The organism is Nocardioides jejuensis (assembly GCF_004337475.1).
Taxonomy (GTDB): domain Bacteria; phylum Actinomycetota; class Actinomycetes; order Propionibacteriales; family Nocardioidaceae; genus Nocardioides; species Nocardioides jejuensis.
This window is the reverse complement of record NZ_SJZJ01000033.1, coordinates 1-16,407: the sequence shown is the minus strand read 5'-3', so window position 1 is coordinate 16,407 and position 16,407 is coordinate 1. Positions and strand designations below refer to the sequence as shown.

Below are 16,407 nucleotides of genomic sequence, written 5' to 3'. Positions count from 1 at the left end.
GGAGGGATGTGCGGATGTACGGGGTCAGGGGCCTTGGTCAGTGGGCGTTGAGGAAACCGATGACGGTGGCGGTCCACCACGCCGCCTGGGACACGGCGGCACAGGCCATGCCGGCCGCCAGCACCCGCCGGGTCGAGGAGACCTCGAGGTGCCAGTGGAGCCAGGTCGCCACGAGGCCGTTGAGGCCGATCAGCAACACGGAGCCGAGCTTGATCTGGGTGACCGTCCGGGTGAGATCCGGCTCGAGCACGATGCCGCTCGCCACGAGACCGGCGTAGCCGACCCAGATCGCTGCCTGGACGTGGCCGGCCGTCGCCACCACGTCGTGAAGCTGTCGGCGGCCCACCACCCACTGCAGCGCCACGGAGTCGACGGAGAGGACCGCGCCGAAGCCGAGCAGGAGGAAGGCGAGGTGCCCGAAGAGGGCCACGTCGTGCACCCACGGGTCCAGATGCACGCGGTCCGCGACGACGAGCAGCGCCGGTGCCGCGGTGGCCATGAGCAGGGCCAGACCGGCCAGCACGAACCATCGCGGGACCGTGATGGTCAGCGGCTCGCGCAGGGCCTCGGGGGCAGGGTGGGTCATCGTGGCAATCGATCCTTGGAACGCGACGTGCATTAACTTAGGGATGCCTAAGTAAGGTGGCCCTGACCGTAGAGGTTAGGTATGCCTTCCTGCAAGGTCTTCCGACGTTCCGGACACATGACGCGCGTCACGGCGAGCCACGCGTGAGGCCGTCCACAGGCGGGCAGCCCGTGCCTTGCCACCGCAGGCGGGGTACGCCGACGGTGGCGCCATGACCGGACTCCCCCCGCCGCCCGCACTACCTGCCGCTGCCCCGCCTGCGCCGGTCGTCGCTGCCGCGGCGCGCGCCTGGATCGAGTCGGCGGTCGGGGTCGGCCACGTCGCGGCCGACCTGCGGCGCGCCCTCGGCGCAGACGGTGGCTGGACCGGGGTTGCCGCAGAGGCAGCAGCGGGGCGCGCAGCGCGCGAGGGAGGACGGGCGACCCGGCTCGCGACACGAGGGCTCACCCAGGCCCGCGCCCTCGGTGAATGGGCCGCCTCGCTGGTCGATCTCGCACGGGCGCACGCGGCGCTGCACCACCGCCTCGCCGACTTCTGCGAGCACCGTTCGGCGCTGACACTGGTGCCCGATGCGACTCCCGCGGCGGACGGCCTGCGCAACGCCATCTGGGTCGAGCACACGACTTTGACCAGTGCGATCCGGCAGTGGGCGGATTCTGCTTACGAGGCAGAGGAGCGGACGATCCTGGCGCTCCGCCGACCGACCACGGCACCGCTCGTGGTGGCCACGGATGCGGCGTGGCGCAGCCTGCTCGCTACCGAGGACTCCGCCGCCGCGCGGGCCACGCGCGCGGCTCTCGCGGAGGGTGACGGGTCGGCGTACCTCCTGGACTACGAGCCGAAGCGCTTCGGAGGCGACGGCTCCGTCGTGATCTCCTACGGCGACCCCACGACTGCCGACGACGTCGCCGTGGTGGTCCCCGGCATCACCAACGACGCGACGACGATGGCGGACGTCGGCGCGCTGGCGCTCGCGGTCGGGCAAGCGGCGTCCGCCGCACGCCCCGCGGCGTCGACCGCGACGATCGCCTGGCTCGGCTACGACGCCCCGAGCGGCCGCCACGCGGGCCACCTCGATCCACGCCACCTGGGCGACCTGGCCGGGACCCTGTCGAGCAGTGCAGCAACGGAGGGCGCGGCCGATCTCGAGGACTTCGTCGACCGCCTCGCCGTAAGCAGCACGGCAGCGGTGACCGTGGTCGGCCACAGCTACGGCTCGACGACCGCGGCGATCGCCGCCCGACACGGGATGGACGCCGACCGCCTCGTCCTGCTGGGCAGCCCGGGAGTGGGACCGGGGGCGCACCGCGCGAGTGATCTCCGGATGCCCGTCTGGGTCGCATCAGACGACCTCGACCCCGTGACCTGGGTCGGCTCTGCGCCGCACCACGGCGGACCCGGCGCACTCGGCGAGGACCCCTCGCAACGCGACTTCGGGGCAGTCCGCCTGCCGACCGCGCCCGTCCCGGCACCCCACCTCGACGAGCCGGGTCGCTTTGTCGACATCCACATGGAGTACCTCCAGCCCGGCTCGCCGACGGCCGCTGCGGTCGGTGCGGTCGTCGCGGACCAGCCCGTGCCCACGGTCCCGTCACGCACGACGGGCGGGGCATCGCTGGCCGCCCACTGGTTGGCCGGCCAGGCGCCGTACGAGCTGACGAGCTGGCGACGCTGACGTGACCGACCAGACATCCCCTGCGCGGGCATGGCAGGTCTAGCCTTGCCAGTGCGTCCGGGGACTCCGACAGGGAGCCTCGAGTCCACGAAGGAGATCGCCATGAGCGAGCAGCAGCCGACCCCCGCCTCCGGCGAAGTCGCCGCGCCCTACGGCAGCGGCAGCGCCCCCGCGAGCGCCACCATCAAGCGGATCCGCACGCACCACCTCGCGGAGATGAAGGCGCGTGGCGAGAAGGTCACCATGCTGACGGCGTACGACATGTACACCGCCGAGATCTTCGACGAAGCCGGCATCGAGATGCTGCTGGTGGGCGACTCCGCGTCCAACAATGTGCTCGGCAACGAGACCTCGCTCCCGATCACCGTCGACGAGCTCCTCCCCCTGACCCGCGCCGTCGCGAAGACCGCGAAGCGCGCGATGGTCGTGGGCGACCTGCCGTTCGGCAGCTACCAGGCCTCGCCCGAGCAGGCCTACCTGACCGCCGTCCGGTTCATGAAGGAGGGCGGCGCCCACTGCGTGAAGCTCGAGGGCGGTGCCGAGATGGCCCCCGTCATCTCCAAGCTGGTCCAGGGCGGCGTGCCGGTCATCGCCCACATCGGCTTCACCCCGCAGAGCGAGCACACCCTCGGCGGCTACCGGATCCAGGGCCGCGGCGCCGGCGCCGAGAAGCTGCTGGCCGACGCCCACGCCGTTCAGGAAGCCGGAGCGTTCGCGGTCGTCATGGAGATGGTCCCGGCCGACGTCGCCGAGCAGGTCTCCAAGGAGCTCGACATCCTGACGATCGGCATCGGCGCAGGAGCCGGCTGCGACGGCCAGGTGCTCGTCTGGACCGACGCGTTCGGCATCCGCACGGGCCGCATGCCGAAGTTCGTCAAGCAGTACGCCGACGTCCGGTCGGTCCTGCTCGAGGGCGCAAAGGCGTACGCCGCCGACGTCAAGGGCGGCACGTTCCCCGACGCGGAGCACTCCTTCTGATTCATCGAGACGGGGCTTGTGCCGCGCTGACACGGGGCCCATGCCGGCCCGACGCGCGCACGAGCCCCGTCTCGGCCGGCGGCACGAGGCCCGTCTCGGCGTCAGCTGAGCAGGACGAGTGACGTCAGCGGCACGAGCCAGCTGACGAAGCTGCCGACCAGGAAGTACTCGGTCAGCTGGTGGATGCGCTCCTGCTCGCCCTTCGACTGGAGCTCGGGGAAGCGCAGCAGCCCTTTCGCGGCGATGACGATGCCGGCGGCCGTGAGCTCACCCGCCAGACCGAGGCCGAGGATCACCAGGCGCTCCATCGGCCCGAGGAGGCGGCCGCCCTTGAGTCGCGTCTCCGGGTCGCCGGCGGTGCCGTGCTGCGCTGGCAGCACCGTGCCGGTCGCGGCGAGCACGAGACGGACGACCACGTTGCCCGTGGAGAGCTGCACCAGTGCGAGCGCACCGACCATCAGCACCCGCGAAGGCTCCGCACCCGGGAGCGACGGCCACGGCACCGCATCGAGCCATCGGCCGAGCAGGCCATCGGAGGCCAACTCCGGCGCCAGGGGCGCTGCCACAACGGCCGCGCCGACGGACCCGCCGAGGACAGCGAGCGGCACCCAGGCTCGGCCGCCGGCAGCAAAGCCCCGGCTCACCGAAAAGCCCCACGCGAGCACGAGCGCGACGATCACGACCAGCGCACCCACGTCGCGCGCCCCAGTCATCCCGGAGACGAGCCCGACCAGCACCGCTGCTAAGGCGCCCGCGAGCTGCGGCAGGACGTGCCGCTGCAGGAGCGAGTGCGCGAGGTCCGTGCAGGCGACGCCGAGCAGCAGGACCGCGAGCCAGGTCATGTCAGCCTCCCGAGGAGTTCGTCGGCGGCGAGGATCACCGCGATGCCGTCGTGCCGGACCCGCTGACTGATCGCCGAGGGCGAGACGCCCTCGGCCTCCGCGATGTCGCGCTGGCTCCGTCCGTCCATCAGACCATGCAGGACCGACACAGAACGCGGCGCAAGGGCGCCGTACGCCTGGTCACGAAGCATGAGCGCCGCGTTGACTGCCTCGACCGCAGGACCGGTCTCCCCCGAAGCACATCGGTACGCCGTGCGGAGATGCCGCAGTCCGGCGCGCTGCTGGTCCGCCGCCACTGCTTCGATCGCCTCGCGGGCGGCCCACCACCCGGGGCCGTCCTCGACGCGCGGCTCGTCGGCGAGCACGCTCACCTCGCCCCAGCCGATGCCGTGGCGCAGGTCGATCTCCCCGCCCGCCGCGCGCTGGATCCGGCGTACCGCCGCAAGGGCCGCGCCGACCGAGGCGAAAGCCCCCTGGTACTCGTCGCCGACCGTGATCCGCAACGGCGTGACCGGCGCTGCATCAGCGTTGACCGCCGCCACGAGGCGCGTCAGCCGATCGTGCAGGTCGACCCGGCTCGTGGCGTGCCGGGAGCCCACGACATCACCGATCACGGTGGCGACGGCACGCTGACTCATGAGAAGAGAATACCTTCATTCGGTCATTCTGAAGATATTTTCTTCACTAGACCGTCAGGCCAGCAGAGCGTCCAGTCGCTCGTAGCCCTCGACGACACCGACCTCCATGCCGCTGTTCATGATGATGTCGCGGAGCTCCATCGTGTCGACGACGGAGACCCCCGTCAGACGCGTGCGGCCACCGGGCAGCTCCTCGAGTCGCAACGTCTCCAGCGAGACGCCGTCGCCACCACCCTCGTACGTGAAGGTCTGGACGATCCGATCCGGCTCCCGCACCTCGTGGAAGGAACCGAAGAACCGCGCGATCTCCTCCCCCTGGCGCCAGGCCGCGTACCGCCAGGCTCCGCCTGTGCGGGCATCCCAGTGCTCGATGCGCATCTCGGTCGAGCGAGGCCCGCACCACTGCCGGAAGATGTCCGGATCGACATGGGCCCGGAAGACGTCCGACGGGGATGCGTCGAACTCGCGAACGATCGTGATGACGGGAATGTCAGGGTCCGCGACGATCGCGGTCTCGTGCCGCGTCGACCTGTTCATGACGCACTCTCCTCCTGGGTGGGCTGGGCGGCCGGCATGGCCGCAAGCAGGGTGTCGAGCCGGGCGTAGCGCTCCTCCGTCTCGCGGCGGTAGCGCTCGATCCAGGCCGTCATCAGATCGAGGACGCCGGCCTCCAGCCGCACCGGCCGACGGCGACCGTCGACCGATCGGGAGACCAGGCCAGCCTCCTCGAGCACCTTCAGATGCTTCGAGACGGCCTGCAGGCTCATCGCGTACGGCGCGCCGAGCTCGCCCGGCGTGGCATCACCGTCAGCGGCAAGGCGGGCCACGAGATCCCGTCGAGTGGGATCAGCCAGGGCGGCGAACGCCCGGGACAGCTGGTCGGTCATGACGACTCCTTGATCAACCGTTTGGTTGATCTTCAGTCAACGTCGCCGCTCCGCAATTGTCAACCCCTTGGTTGAACGTCAGGCGGACCAGTGGAAGAGGGCCGCGCCCAGGTTCACGAGTCCGAACCACAGCACCACCGAGACCACCGGCAGCACCACCACCCGGCTCGGGTGCGGCGTCCACCAGCGGAAGCCAAGGAGCAGCAGGACCGCCCAGATCGCCAGCAGGACAGCGACCGCCCAGCCGGGCACCAGCAGGCCGGAGGCGGCGTTCAGGAAGAAGGTGCAGGCCATGCCGGCCATGCCGACGAACGGCCACGGCGAGATGGCCTGCGCGACCGGCTGGCCGCGACGGGGCTCGCTCAAGCCTCGTCGTTCCACTCGGGGTCGTTGTCCCAGGCCTGGTTGCGCTCGGCGACCTTCTCGAGGGCGCGCGCAGCCTCGGCCTCGGAGGGGTACGGACCGAGCCGGTCATTGGCGCGGCAGCCGGCTCCGGGCTCCACGGTGTGGTGCTTCAGGCAGAACCAGTACTCCGGGTCGCTCTCGCTCATGTCACTGAAACTACACTCGGCCCCATGTCTGTCGCTTCTCCCGTGCTCCCCGGCGTGGTCTCTGCCCGTCGCCCCGTGCCTGCCTCCATCCCGCGGCCGGAGTACGTCGACAAGCCGGCGCCGGCGAAGTTCACCGGGTCCGAGATCAAGGACGCCGAGACCATCGAGAAGATGCGGATCGCCGGCAAGCTCGCCGCCCAGGCGCGCGAGCTCGTGGGCGCCGCGATCGTCCCCGGCGTGACGACGGACGAGCTCGACCGGATCGGCCACGAGTTCCTCTGCGACCACGGCGCCTACCCCTCCACGCTCGGCTACCGCGGCTTCCCCAAGGCGCTGTGCTCCAGCATCAACGAGGTCATCTGCCACGGCATCCCGGACAGCCGCGTCGTCGAGGACGGCGACATCGTCAACATCGACATCACGGCGTACCTCAACGGTGTCCACGGCGACACCAACGCGACGTTCCTCGCCGGCGACGTGGACGAGGAGTCGCGGCTGCTGGTCGAGCGCACGCGCGAGGCGCTGCAGCGCGGCATCAACGCCGTGAAGCCCGGCCGCCGGATCAACGTCATCGGCCGCGTCATCGAGTCCTACGCCAAGCGCTTCGGCTACGGCGTCGTGCGGGACTTCACCGGCCACGGCATCGGCACGACGTTCCACAGCGGGCTGATCATCCCGCACTACGACCAGGACCACTACGACGACCTGATCCAGGTCGGCATGACGTTCACGATCGAGCCGATGCTCAACCTCGGCACGCACGACTACACGATGTGGTCGGACAACTGGACGGTCGTGACGAAGGACCTCAGGCGGAGCGCCCAGTTCGAGCACACGCTGCTCGTCACGGCGGATGGCGCGGAGATCCTCACCAACCCCTGACAGCGGTACGCCGGGCGGGCGCTCGGGCTGCTTGCATGCATGACGCAACCTCATTGCGTCCTGATGCGTCTCATGGATGACAGCTCATCCCGGAGGCACCCATGGCCCATCTCGGCTCCACTCTCACCACGCTCGCGATCGCCGCGCTCACCCTCGGCGCGACCATCGCGACCGCTCCCCCGGCCGCCGCTGCGCGGACCGTCGTGACAGCACAGCGGCTGCTCAACGACGCCGGCTGCGACGCCGGCGCCGCGGACGGCGCGTACGGCACGCGCAGCAAGGCGGCCGTCACCAAGTTCCAGGCGGCCAACCGGCTCGCGCAGACCGCGACCCTCGACGCGGCCACGTGGTCGCGTCTGGAAGCAACGACGAAGGTCCGCTGCGACCGCCGCCCCGTCCCGGCATCCTCCGGCTCCGGCCGGCGCATCGTCCTCTCACGCACGCAGAACTACGTCTGGCTGGTCCGCGACGACGGCACCGTCCGCTGGCAGGGCGGCGTCATCGACAACCCGAGCGTGTGGCGCGCCGGCACCTACCGGACCGGTTCGGCATGCGGCCGCGCCGCCCACATCCTCAACAACAGCGACTACTCCAAGACGCTGTGGCTGCAGCACTACACGCGGGTGCAGACCGGGCTGTGCGGCGTCGGGTTCCACCGGGTCCCGATCCACAAGTCCGACGGCACGCAGATCCACCCGGACTGGTACCTCGGCACCAACCTCAAGGAGTCGCACGGCTGCATCCGCGTCTCCGACCGGACGTCGCGGGAGATCTGGGACTTCAGCCAGTCAGCGGTGAAGGTCGTCGTGCTGTCCTGACCGCTGCCGCGCCTCGCCAGGGGTCAGAGGCCGAGGACCTGGCGCTCGACCCGCAGGACTGCCGTCTCGTGCTCGGGGTCACCGCTCATCGCGGCCGCGAGTCGCAGGTGCGGGAGGGCGTCGGCGTACCGGTTCTGGCGCTCGAGCGCGCGGCCGAGGGCGTGCCGGGCCCAGTCGTCGTCGGGGACCTCCTCGACGAGCGTGCGGAGCTCGGCCTCGGCCTTCTGGAGCTGCGCGCGGAGCAGGTACGCCCACGCACGCAGGCTGCGGAGACCACGGTTGGTCGGGTCATCGCCGAGCGCCTTGTCGACGAGCTCGAGCGCCTTCGCCGGCTCGCGGCGTACCAGCAGGTCGTACGCTGCGGCGTAGGCGCGCTCGGGCTCCTTCTGGCCCGGGAAGACGATCGCCGGAGCAGTGAGGTCACCGATGTCAGCCATGCCTGCCCAACAGATCGGCAGCCCGCCGTGTTCCCCGAGCGGATATATCGCCCTGGCGTCAGTGCATGCACTCGCCAGTCATGTCTCCGCAACACCCCCGAAATGACGGGTCCCTACGTTGCAACGCATGCAGGGACCGTTCGACGCCTACACGCCCGGACTCGCCTACGACGAGATGTTCGACGACGCGAGCCGGACGCGGCTGCCCTACGAGATGCTCCACCACGCGTTCGAGGCGATCTCCGCGACCGAGTTGAAGTCCCGTGTGGATGCCCTCGCCGCCAGCTATCTCGACCAGGGCGTCACCTTCGACATCGGTGGTGAGGAGCGCGCCTTCCCGCTCGACATCCTGCCGCGCGTCATCGAGGCCGACGCGTGGACGACGGTCGACGCCGGCGTCCAGCAGCGGGTCAAGGCGCTCGAGCTCTTCCTCGCCGACGTGTACGACGCCGGCCGGGTCTTCGACGACGGTGTCATCCCACGCGCAGTCATCACCACGTCGAGCCACTACCACCGCGCCGCCGCGAGCGTCGCGCCGCCGAACGGCGTCCGCGTGCACGTCTCCGGCATCGACCTGATCCGCGACGACAACGGCGAGTTCCGCGTCCTCGAGGACAACGTCCGCGTGCCCTCCGGCGTGTCGTACGTGATGACCAACCGGCGGGCGATCTCGGGCGCCCTGCCCGAGACCTTCAGCCACCACCGGGTGCGCTCGGTGGCCAACTACCCGCAGAAGCTGCTCGCGGCGCTGCGTGCTGCAGCGCCCTCTGGCGTCAGTGACCCGACCGTCGTCGTCCTGACGCCGGGCGTCTACAACGGCGCGTACTTCGAGCACGCCCTCCTCGCCCGACGGATGGGCGTCGAGCTGGTCGAGGGTCGTGACCTGGTCTGCCGCCGCGGCCGCGTCATGATGCGCACCACCCAGGGCCTGGCCCAGGTGCACGTCATCTACCGACGCGTCGACGACGAGTTCCTCGACCCGGTGCACTTCCGCGGCGACTCCATGCTCGGCTGCCCCGGGCTGGTCAATGCCGCGCGTGCCGGCAACGTGACGCTGGCCAACGCCATCGGCAACGGCGTGGCCGACGACAAGCTCGTCTACACCTACATGCCGGACCTGATCCGCTACTACCTCGGCGAGGAGCCCGCGCTACGCAACGTCGACACCTGGCGCTGTGGCGAGCCGGACCACCTCGAGGAGGTCATGGACCGTCTCGACGAGCTCGTCCTGAAGCCGGTCGACGGCTCCGGCGGCAAGGGCATCGTCATCGGCCCGCACGCCACCCCCGCCGAGCTCGACGAGCTCCGGGTGAAGGTCAGCGAGGACCCCAGGTCCTGGATCGCCCAGCCGGTGGTGCAGCTCTCGACCGTTCCGACGTACGCCAACGGGACGATGGCACCACGTCACGTCGACCTGCGACCGTTCGCGGTCAACGACGGCCAGAAGGTCTGGGTGCTGCCCGGGGGCCTGACCCGCGTCGCACTCGCAGAGGGCGAGCTCATCGTGAACTCGTCGCGCGGCGGCGGATCGAAGGACACCTGGGTGCTGTCTGGTTCCGACATCGAGGTGCTTCCGACCCGCCCGCCGATGCCCGAGGAGTCCTCCCGCCAGAGCGCGGGTCCGGGGCTGAAGGCGACACCGATGCCCGAACAGCAGGAGCAGGAGCATCAGGAGGAGGACGGCGGATGCTGAGCCGGATTGCCGAGTCGCTCTTCTGGATCGGTCGCTACGTCGAGCGTGCGGAGGACACCGCCGACATCCTCGACGTGCAGTTGCAGCTCCTCCTCGAGGACGCGAACACCGACGAGGACCTGACCTGTCGCACCCTGCTCTCGATCATGGGCGTGGAGGCCGAGATCGGGCCACGGATCACCGCGCAGCAGGTCCTCGACCTGCTCGCGTACGACGTCGACTCCCCTGCCTCCATCGCAGCGGTCCTCGCCGCCTCGCGCGAGTCGGCCCGGCGGGCCCGCGAGACGCTCTCCGAGCCGCTGTGGGAGGCGATCAACACCACCTGGCGGACGATCCCGTCCGGCCGGTTCCGGATGCTGCGACCACCGAGCGTCTTCGGGTGGGTGCGCGACCGCGCTGCGCTGATCAACGGCACGGCCGACGCGACGATGACCCGCGACGACGGCTGGCAGTTCCTCATGCTGGGCCGCTCGATCGAGCGCGCCGACATGACGGCACGCCTGGTCGCGACTGCTGCCCTTGCTGCGTCCGGATCCTCCTCCGCGTGGACCAACACGCTCCGCGCCTGTGGTGGCTACGAGGCGTTCCTCCGCACCTACCGCGGGGCCGAGACGGACCACGAGGCAGCGGAGTTCCTCCTGCTCGACCGGCTGTTCCCGCGCTCGGTCGTCTACGCGCTGTCGCGCGCCGAGCTCTGCCTGGAGAACCTCGAGGCTGGCAACGCCCGTGCGGGCTTCCAGAACGACGCCCAGCGCCTCATCGGCCGGACCCGTGCCGACCTCGAGTACCGCGCGCTGACGGACGTCCTGGCGGACCTGCCGACCGAGATGGAGCGTCTGCAGCAGACCTGCGCGGCCGCCACCGAGGCGATCGGCGCCCGCTACTTCGCGGGCAGCGAGGCGACCGAATGGCTGGGCTGGACCAAGGGAGGGCGGTACTGATGCAGCTCCGCATCGTGCACACCACCGGCTACGAGTACGACGGCGGCGCGACCGCGTCGTACAACGAGGCCCGGCTCACGCCTGCGACGTCCGCCGAGCAGATCGTGGTCCACTCGCGCCTCGACATCACGCCGACGCCGTGGACCTACAGCTACCGCGACTACTTCGGCACGCAGGTCGCCGCGTTCGAGGTCAACGAGCCGCATGACTCGCTGAGGGTCACCGCCGTCGCGACCGTCCACACGAACCGACCGGCCCCCGCTCCCCCCGCGCTGGCCTGGTCAGAGGTCCTCTCCGACGAGGTGGCCGACCGACAGTGTGAGTACCTCGCGATGGACGCCCTCGTCCAGCCTCCTGACGACCTCGCCCAGGCGGTCCGGGCGATCGCCGCCAAGGCCCGCCGGCCGGGTGCCGCAGCGCGCCAGATCTGCGCGCTGGTCCATGCCGAGGTGACCCGGGTACCGGTCACGGTCGATTCGCTCACTCCTGCGTCCGAGGCGTGGCAACTGCGCAGCGGCATCTGCCGCGACATCAACCACGTCGTCATCGGTGCGCTCCGCTCGGTGGGCATCCCGGCGCGCTATGTGTCCGGCTATGCGCATCCCGACCCGGAGCCCGCAGTCGGCACCACCGTGTCCGGGCAGGCGCACTGCTGGGTCGAGTGGTGGGATGCGCGCTGGCGCGGCTACGACGCGGTCCGGGACGAGCCCGTGAGCAACCGCCACATCGGCATCGCCGCCGGGCGCGACTACCGCGACGTTCGCCCGCTCTCGGGCATCTACAGCGGCGGCAACACCTCGGAGATGTTCGTCGACGTGCAGATCACCCGCCTCGCCTGAGGTGTGTGCGGAAGGGCTGGCTCATAGGCCGGGTTCTGTTCCCCGGGCGGCCTCACGACCGACCGGCTGGCGACCATCCATCTAGGCCTGCCGTTGCCGACAGGCTCAAGCGCTCTACCCGTGTGCTCCGGCGAGCAGCCTTCCGACCGGCGGACCGGTCACACACACTGTTTGAACTTGCTCCGGGTGGGGTTTACCTAGCTACGCCGGTCACCCGGCGTACTGGTGGTCTCTTGCACCACCGTTTCACCCTTACCCCCGGCCCCACCGAAGTGCAGCCGGAGGCGGTCTCTTCTCTGTGGCACTGTCCCGCGGGTCACCCCGGGTCGCTGTTAACGACCACCCTGCCCTGTGGAGCCCGGACCTTCCTCGGTCGCCCTCCGAAGAGGACGAACGCGGTCGCCCGGCCAGCCCTTCCGCAGGCAGCAGTGTAGAGCCGATCAGGCGCTGAAGGTCACCCGTCGCTGAGCCGGGTCGGCCTCGGTCAGCTTGACCTGGATCTCCTGGCCGAGAGGCAGCGTGCCGGCGGAGGTCGCGTCGGCCTCGACCGCGGGGTCGGCGATCGTGATCCGGCCGTGCGTCGGCCTCTTCTCGTCGACATCGACGACGACCGCGGCGAAGGTCTCGCCAACGTGCGACGAGAGCACGCCCGCCTCGACGAGGTCGAGCACGCCGCCCTCGTAGGTGCGGGCGCGGCGACCCGACTCGCGCATCGTGTCGGCGATGGTGTCGAGCTTGGCGATCACCCAGTCCGGCACGGCTTCACCGGCGCAGAGGGCGACGCAGCACTCGAGCGCGTAGCGGTCGACGAGGCGGCGGATCGGCGCGGTGACGTGGGCGTACTCCGCGGCAATCGCGCTGTGGCGGGTCTGCTCCGGCTTCGTGCCGTGGAAGCCGGCATAGCCCGCTCCGCGGAGCAGGCGGGTCGATGCTGCAGCGACGGCCGCGTGCGACGGCTTGGTCGGGTCCAGCGTGCGGAGGAACGCCGGGTAGTCGACGTCGGCTGGCCAGTCGACCTTCAGCGCCTGCGCCGTACGCCGGAGGCGCGCGACGTCGCGCGGGTCGGGCTCGGGCAGCGTACGGAGGATACCGACGCCCCCGTCGAGCATGATCTTCGCCGCCGCCATGCCGGTGAGGAGGGAGATCTGGGCGTTCCACTGCTCGACGGGTGCCTGCGCGCGGAACTCGAGGTGCCAGGTGTCGCCCTCGATGTCGATCTCCTGCTCCGGGATCGGGAGGGTCACGCCGCCGCGCGCCGCCTCAAGCGCCAGGCGGAGCTCGCCGACCTCCTTGAGCAGGCCGAAGACCGGGTCGGCAGAGCCTGCATCGATGTCACCCTGCACCCCGTCGTAGGTGAGCTGGGCGCGGGACTTCACCAGGGCCCGCTCGACCTTCGCGTCGGTCTGGTTTCCGTGCGCGTCGAGCGTGACGGTCCACAGCAGCGCCGGGCGGACCTGGTCGGGCAGCAGCGAGCCGGCCGCCTCGGAGATCGCCTTGGGGTGGAGCGGGATCTTGTCGTCGGCGCCGTAGAGCGTCTCGCCGCGGTTGTTGGCCTCGACGTCGACCGGGTCGCCCGCGGTGATGAAGGCGGCGAGGTCCGCGATCGCGTAGTGGACGACGAAACCGCCGGCCGCGACGCGCTCAATGTGGAGCGCCTGGTCGAGGTCCATCGCACCCTCGGGGTCGATCGTCACCAGCGGAACGTCGGTGCGGTCGAGCTGCGGCAGGCGCGGAGCGGCTGCTGCCTTCTCGGCGGCAGCCTGCACCTCGGGGGCGAAGTCGGGGCTCACCCCCAGCTCGCCCTGCAGCGCGGTGACACCAGCGCGGAGCGTCGCAGCCGCGACACCATCAGAAACCGAACGGACCCGGACCACTCGCTTCGCCATGCCCGCACCCTAACCAGTGGCCCATCACGGACACGCTCGCCCACTAACCTTGGCGAGTGCTGATCCTGCTTCCCCCGAGCGAGGGCAAGGCCGCGCCCCGGCGCGGGAAGCCGCTCGACCTCGCTGCGCTGGGCTCGCCCGCGCTCACCCCGGCGCGCGAGCGGGTGCTCGACGCGCTCATCGAGCTGTGCGACGTCCACCGCGACCCGTCAGTGCCGACGCAGAACGCGCTCCTCCTCGAGCAGGCAGCCGCCACCCTCGGGCTCGGCCCGTCGCAGTCCGACCTGGTCGACCTCAACGCGCGGCTGCGCACCGCGGCCACCTCGCGCGCGGACAAGATCTACACGGGCGTCCTCTACGACGCGCTCGACTTCGCCACGCTCTCCCCCGCTGCGAAGCGCCGTGCCACGGCGCGCATCGGCATCGCCTCGTCGCTCTTCGGCATGGTGCGCCCGGGCGATGCGATCCCGGCGTACCGACTGTCGGGCGATGCCAGCCTCCCGGGGCTCGGCGCGGTCGCCGGCGTCTGGCGCGAAGCCCTCGAGCCGGTCATGACCGAAGCACTCGGCAACGGCCTGCTCGTCGACCTCCGGTCCGGGATGTACGCCGCGTTCTGGCGGCCGTCGCCCGCCCTCGCACCGCGGGTGGCCACCGTCCGCGTCCTCCACGAGCACAACGGCACCCGCAAGGTCGTGTCGCACTTCAACAAGGCGACCAAGGGACGCATCGTCCGAGCCGTGCTCGAGCACGGCGGCGCCCCGAAGACGCCGGATGCCTTCGCCGACCTGCTGGTCGAGCTCGGCTGGGACGTCGAGGTCCACGAGCCGACGAAGAAGGGCACCCAGCTCGACGTCGTCGTCCGCGAGCTCTGAGCCCGGCTGCCAAACTGTCAGTCTGACAATTTGGCACCGTCTGACACTTCCGAAGTGTCACGTCAGGCGAAACTGTCAATCTGACAGTTTGGCGCGCGCCCGCGCCGCCCTCCCGGCGTCAGAGGGGGAAGGCGCCGTCCCAGTGCGCACCGGGCGTGGCGTTGAACACCCGCATCGAGGCCATCAGCTCATCGCCCTCCGACCCGCCGAGGAACCAGCTCAGCACCGTGACGGACGCCGGCTGCAGCTCCATCCGGTAGAGCGCCTCGAGGGGCGCGCCCAGCGCCTGGGCGACCAGCGTCTTGATCGGCGTGACGTGGCTGACCAGCACGACCGTCTTGCCGGCGTGGGCCTCGATGACGCGCTCCAGACCGGCGAGCACGCGTGCCTGCACGGTCCGGAACGACTCTCCCCCGCCCGGGGCGTGGTCGAGGTCCCCGAACCATGCCTTCAGCTCGTCCGGGAACTTCTCGGCGACCTCCAGGAAGGTCATCCCGTCCCAGGTGCCGAACTCCATCTCGGCGAAGCCGTCGTCGACCAGCACCTCGCGCTGACCGAGCACCTCGGCGACGATCTCCGCCGATTCCAGGGTGCGGCGTACCGGTGAGGACAGGACGACGTCGACCTGCTCGCCGACGGTCGCGAGCCACTCGGCCGTCTCCCACACGTGCCGGCGGCCGAGCTCGTTGAGCGGCGGGTTCGCCGAGGCCAGACCGCCGGAGAACCGCTTGTCCGTGGTGTGGTCGGTCTCGCCGTGGCGGACCAGGACGATGCGGGTCGGGGCCATGCCGGGACGGCCCCAGCCGCGCGACGGCGCGGACGAGGTCGAGCCGTCGAGCCCGGCAGTCTGCCCCTGGGTCACGCTCAGATGCCCGACTCGGAGGTGCGGACCAGGATCCGCTCGCACTCGGGGCACCGCAGCACCTCGTCGAGCGGCGCCTTGGCCAGCTCGGCGAGGTCGCCCGGGTTGAGGGTCAGCTGGCAGCCCCCGCAGGTGCGGGCCCGCAGCGCGCCCGCGCCGATGCCGCGCGACGCGTGGAGCCGGTCGTACAGGGCGAGCAGCGGCGCGTCGACACCGACGACAGCCTCCGCACGGCGACGCTGCGCACCATCGAGCTCGCGCTCGACGGAGACGGACTTCTCCAGGCGGCGGGCCTCGAGCACTTCGCGCTGCTCGACCGACTCACCCACAGCCGCCTCGGCCTTGGTGAGCTCCATCTGAGCGGCCTCGAGCATCTCCATGACCTCGAGCTCCTCGTCCTCGAGGACGCCGATGCGGCGTTCGAGGGACTCCAGCTCGTGCGACATCGCCTGGATCTGCTTGGGATCGGTGATCAGGCCCTGCTCGAGCCGGCTCCGGTCGCGCTCGCGGCGGGCCTTGACCTGCTCGACGTCGGCGTCCGCCTTCTTCTGCTCCTTGGTCAGGTCGTCGACGCGGATCTTCGCGTCGCGCATCCGGTTGGTGCGCTCCGACTCCTCCGCCGCGAGCGTCGCGAGCTCGGCGATCTCGGGGAGCGTCTTCAGCTGGTGCGTCAGCTGCGAGATGCGGGCGTCGAGGTCAGCGACGTCGAGAAGCTGGGCCTGGATGGCGGGGTCGGCCTTCACCGGAATCTCCTGCAGGGTTTGAGTTGTGAGAGGGAAGCTCAGATCCGCGCAGTCCACGGATCCGTGCGGATCGCGCTGACGCGGGTCTCCACCGTATCGCCCAACGCCGCCTGCAGCTTGCCGCTGACCACCGGAAGCCACGTCCACTCCGCTGCCCAGTGGGCTACATCGATGAGCGCAGGGCCGCCGGCCTCCACGAACTCCGCCGCGCGGTGGTGGCGGAGGTCGGAGGTCACGTAGACGTCGACGTCCGAGCCCGCGAGCCGGTCGAGCAGGA

The 16,407-nt window shown here is 70.7% G+C and carries 20 protein-coding genes and 1 other RNA gene; 8 read left to right on the top strand and 13 right to left on the bottom strand.

The annotated features are described in order from the left end of the window. Window positions 1-37 precede the first annotated feature (37 nt). Entirely contained in the window at window positions 38-586 is a 549-nt protein-coding gene (locus EPD65_RS16365; protein WP_165873024.1) for a hypothetical protein, read from the bottom strand. Between the two features lie 211 nt (window positions 587-797). Between EPD65_RS16365 and EPD65_RS14890 the strand changes: the two genes are divergently transcribed. Beyond that, window positions 798-2,261 carry an alpha/beta hydrolase gene (locus EPD65_RS14890; protein ID WP_131585522.1) on the top strand — a complete coding sequence of 488 codons (1,464 nt, stop codon included), beginning with the start codon at window positions 798-800 and terminating at the stop codon, window positions 2,259-2,261. Window positions 2,262-2,363: 102 nt separating this feature from the next. Then, a complete protein-coding gene (gene panB, locus EPD65_RS14885) occupies window positions 2,364-3,239 on the top strand; it encodes a 3-methyl-2-oxobutanoate hydroxymethyltransferase (protein WP_131585521.1) in 876 nt (291 codons plus the stop codon). Window positions 3,240-3,340: 101 nt separating this feature from the next. On the opposite strand, the gene EPD65_RS14880 is transcribed toward panB, so the two are convergent. The 6 genes from EPD65_RS14880 to EPD65_RS14855 form a co-directional block, all read right to left on the bottom strand. Further along, window positions 3,341-4,081 (bottom strand): hypothetical protein, encoded by a 741-nt coding sequence (locus EPD65_RS14880; protein ID WP_131585519.1) that lies wholly within the window; start codon window positions 4,079-4,081, stop codon window positions 3,341-3,343. Further along, window positions 4,078-4,719 (bottom strand): SatD family protein, encoded by a 642-nt coding sequence (locus EPD65_RS14875; RefSeq protein WP_131585517.1) that lies wholly within the window; start codon window positions 4,717-4,719, stop codon window positions 4,078-4,080. Before EPD65_RS14875 ends, EPD65_RS14880 begins: the two co-directional genes overlap by 4 nt. 54 nt (window positions 4,720-4,773) lie before the next feature. Beyond that, a complete protein-coding gene (locus EPD65_RS14870; protein WP_131585515.1) occupies window positions 4,774-5,256 on the bottom strand; it encodes an SRPBCC family protein in 483 nt (160 codons plus the stop codon). Continuing rightward, the gene (locus EPD65_RS14865; protein WP_131585513.1) at window positions 5,253-5,606 is read right to left on the bottom strand and encodes an ArsR/SmtB family transcription factor; all 354 of its coding nucleotides are present in this window, start codon (window positions 5,604-5,606) and stop codon (window positions 5,253-5,255) included. The genes EPD65_RS14870 and EPD65_RS14865 overlap by 4 nt, the downstream gene beginning before the upstream one ends. 78 nt (window positions 5,607-5,684) lie before the next feature. Continuing rightward, window positions 5,685-5,972: a hypothetical protein gene (locus tag EPD65_RS14860; RefSeq protein WP_131585511.1), complete on the bottom strand. Its 288-nt coding sequence runs from the start codon at window positions 5,970-5,972 to the stop codon at window positions 5,685-5,687. Next, complete coding sequence (locus EPD65_RS14855) at window positions 5,969-6,157, bottom strand: hypothetical protein (RefSeq protein ID WP_131585509.1); 189 nt, start codon at window positions 6,155-6,157, stop codon at window positions 5,969-5,971. Before EPD65_RS14855 ends, EPD65_RS14860 begins: the two co-directional genes overlap by 4 nt. A gap of 24 nt (window positions 6,158-6,181) precedes the next feature. On the opposite strand from EPD65_RS14855, the gene map reads away from it, so the two are divergent. Together map and EPD65_RS14845 are read left to right on the top strand one after the other, a co-directional pair. Continuing rightward, entirely contained in the window at window positions 6,182-7,039 is an 858-nt protein-coding gene (gene map, locus EPD65_RS14850) for a type I methionyl aminopeptidase (RefSeq protein ID WP_131585507.1), read from the top strand. A gap of 101 nt (window positions 7,040-7,140) precedes the next feature. Further along, window positions 7,141-7,857: a L,D-transpeptidase family protein gene (locus EPD65_RS14845; RefSeq protein ID WP_131585505.1), complete on the top strand. Its 717-nt coding sequence runs from the start codon at window positions 7,141-7,143 to the stop codon at window positions 7,855-7,857. 23 nt (window positions 7,858-7,880) lie between these two features. Here EPD65_RS14845 and EPD65_RS14840 read toward each other — a convergent pair whose 3' ends face one another. Continuing rightward, window positions 7,881-8,294: a tetratricopeptide repeat protein gene (locus EPD65_RS14840; RefSeq protein ID WP_131585503.1), complete on the bottom strand. Its 414-nt coding sequence runs from the start codon at window positions 8,292-8,294 to the stop codon at window positions 7,881-7,883. A 127-nt stretch (window positions 8,295-8,421) separates the two neighbouring features. On the opposite strand from EPD65_RS14840, the gene EPD65_RS14835 reads away from it, so the two are divergent. From EPD65_RS14835 to EPD65_RS14825, 3 genes are read left to right on the top strand one after another with little or no spacing between them, the layout of a single operon-like run. Further along, entirely contained in the window at window positions 8,422-9,987 is a 1,566-nt protein-coding gene (locus tag EPD65_RS14835; RefSeq protein WP_131585501.1) for a circularly permuted type 2 ATP-grasp protein, read from the top strand. Beyond that, window positions 9,981-10,928 (top strand): alpha-E domain-containing protein, encoded by a 948-nt coding sequence (locus EPD65_RS14830; protein WP_131585500.1) that lies wholly within the window; start codon window positions 9,981-9,983, stop codon window positions 10,926-10,928. Before EPD65_RS14835 ends, EPD65_RS14830 begins: the two co-directional genes overlap by 7 nt. Further along, complete coding sequence (locus EPD65_RS14825; RefSeq protein ID WP_165873023.1) at window positions 10,928-11,767, top strand: transglutaminase family protein; 840 nt, start codon at window positions 10,928-10,930, stop codon at window positions 11,765-11,767. Before EPD65_RS14830 ends, EPD65_RS14825 begins: the two co-directional genes overlap by 1 nt. An 8-nt stretch (window positions 11,768-11,775) precedes the next feature. Here the strand turns inward: EPD65_RS14825 and rnpB are convergent. Further along, window positions 11,776-12,182: RNase P RNA component class A (gene rnpB, locus EPD65_RS14820), an RNA gene on the bottom strand. A gap of 25 nt (window positions 12,183-12,207) precedes the next feature. Beyond that, complete coding sequence (locus tag EPD65_RS14815) at window positions 12,208-13,653, bottom strand: RNB domain-containing ribonuclease (protein ID WP_131585496.1); 1,446 nt, start codon at window positions 13,651-13,653, stop codon at window positions 12,208-12,210. A gap of 56 nt (window positions 13,654-13,709) precedes the next feature. Between EPD65_RS14815 and yaaA the strand changes: the two genes are divergently transcribed. Beyond that, window positions 13,710-14,525 (top strand): peroxide stress protein YaaA, encoded by an 816-nt coding sequence (gene yaaA / locus EPD65_RS14810; RefSeq protein WP_131585494.1) that lies wholly within the window; start codon window positions 13,710-13,712, stop codon window positions 14,523-14,525. Between the two features lie 118 nt (window positions 14,526-14,643). Here yaaA and EPD65_RS14805 read toward each other — a convergent pair whose 3' ends face one another. From EPD65_RS14805 to EPD65_RS14795, 3 genes are all read right to left on the bottom strand, one after another. Continuing rightward, the gene (locus EPD65_RS14805) at window positions 14,644-15,387 is read right to left on the bottom strand and encodes a histidine phosphatase family protein (protein ID WP_243640375.1); all 744 of its coding nucleotides are present in this window, start codon (window positions 15,385-15,387) and stop codon (window positions 14,644-14,646) included. A 2-nt stretch (window positions 15,388-15,389) separates the two neighbouring features. Beyond that, on the bottom strand, window positions 15,390-16,130 hold the full coding sequence (locus tag EPD65_RS14800) for a zinc ribbon domain-containing protein (protein WP_243640376.1): 741 nt from the start codon (window positions 16,128-16,130) through the stop codon (window positions 15,390-15,392). 38 nt (window positions 16,131-16,168) lie between these two features. Then, window positions 16,169-16,407 (bottom strand): Nif3-like dinuclear metal center hexameric protein (locus EPD65_RS14795; RefSeq protein ID WP_207891571.1); only part of this gene is annotated, 239 nt, incomplete at its 5' end.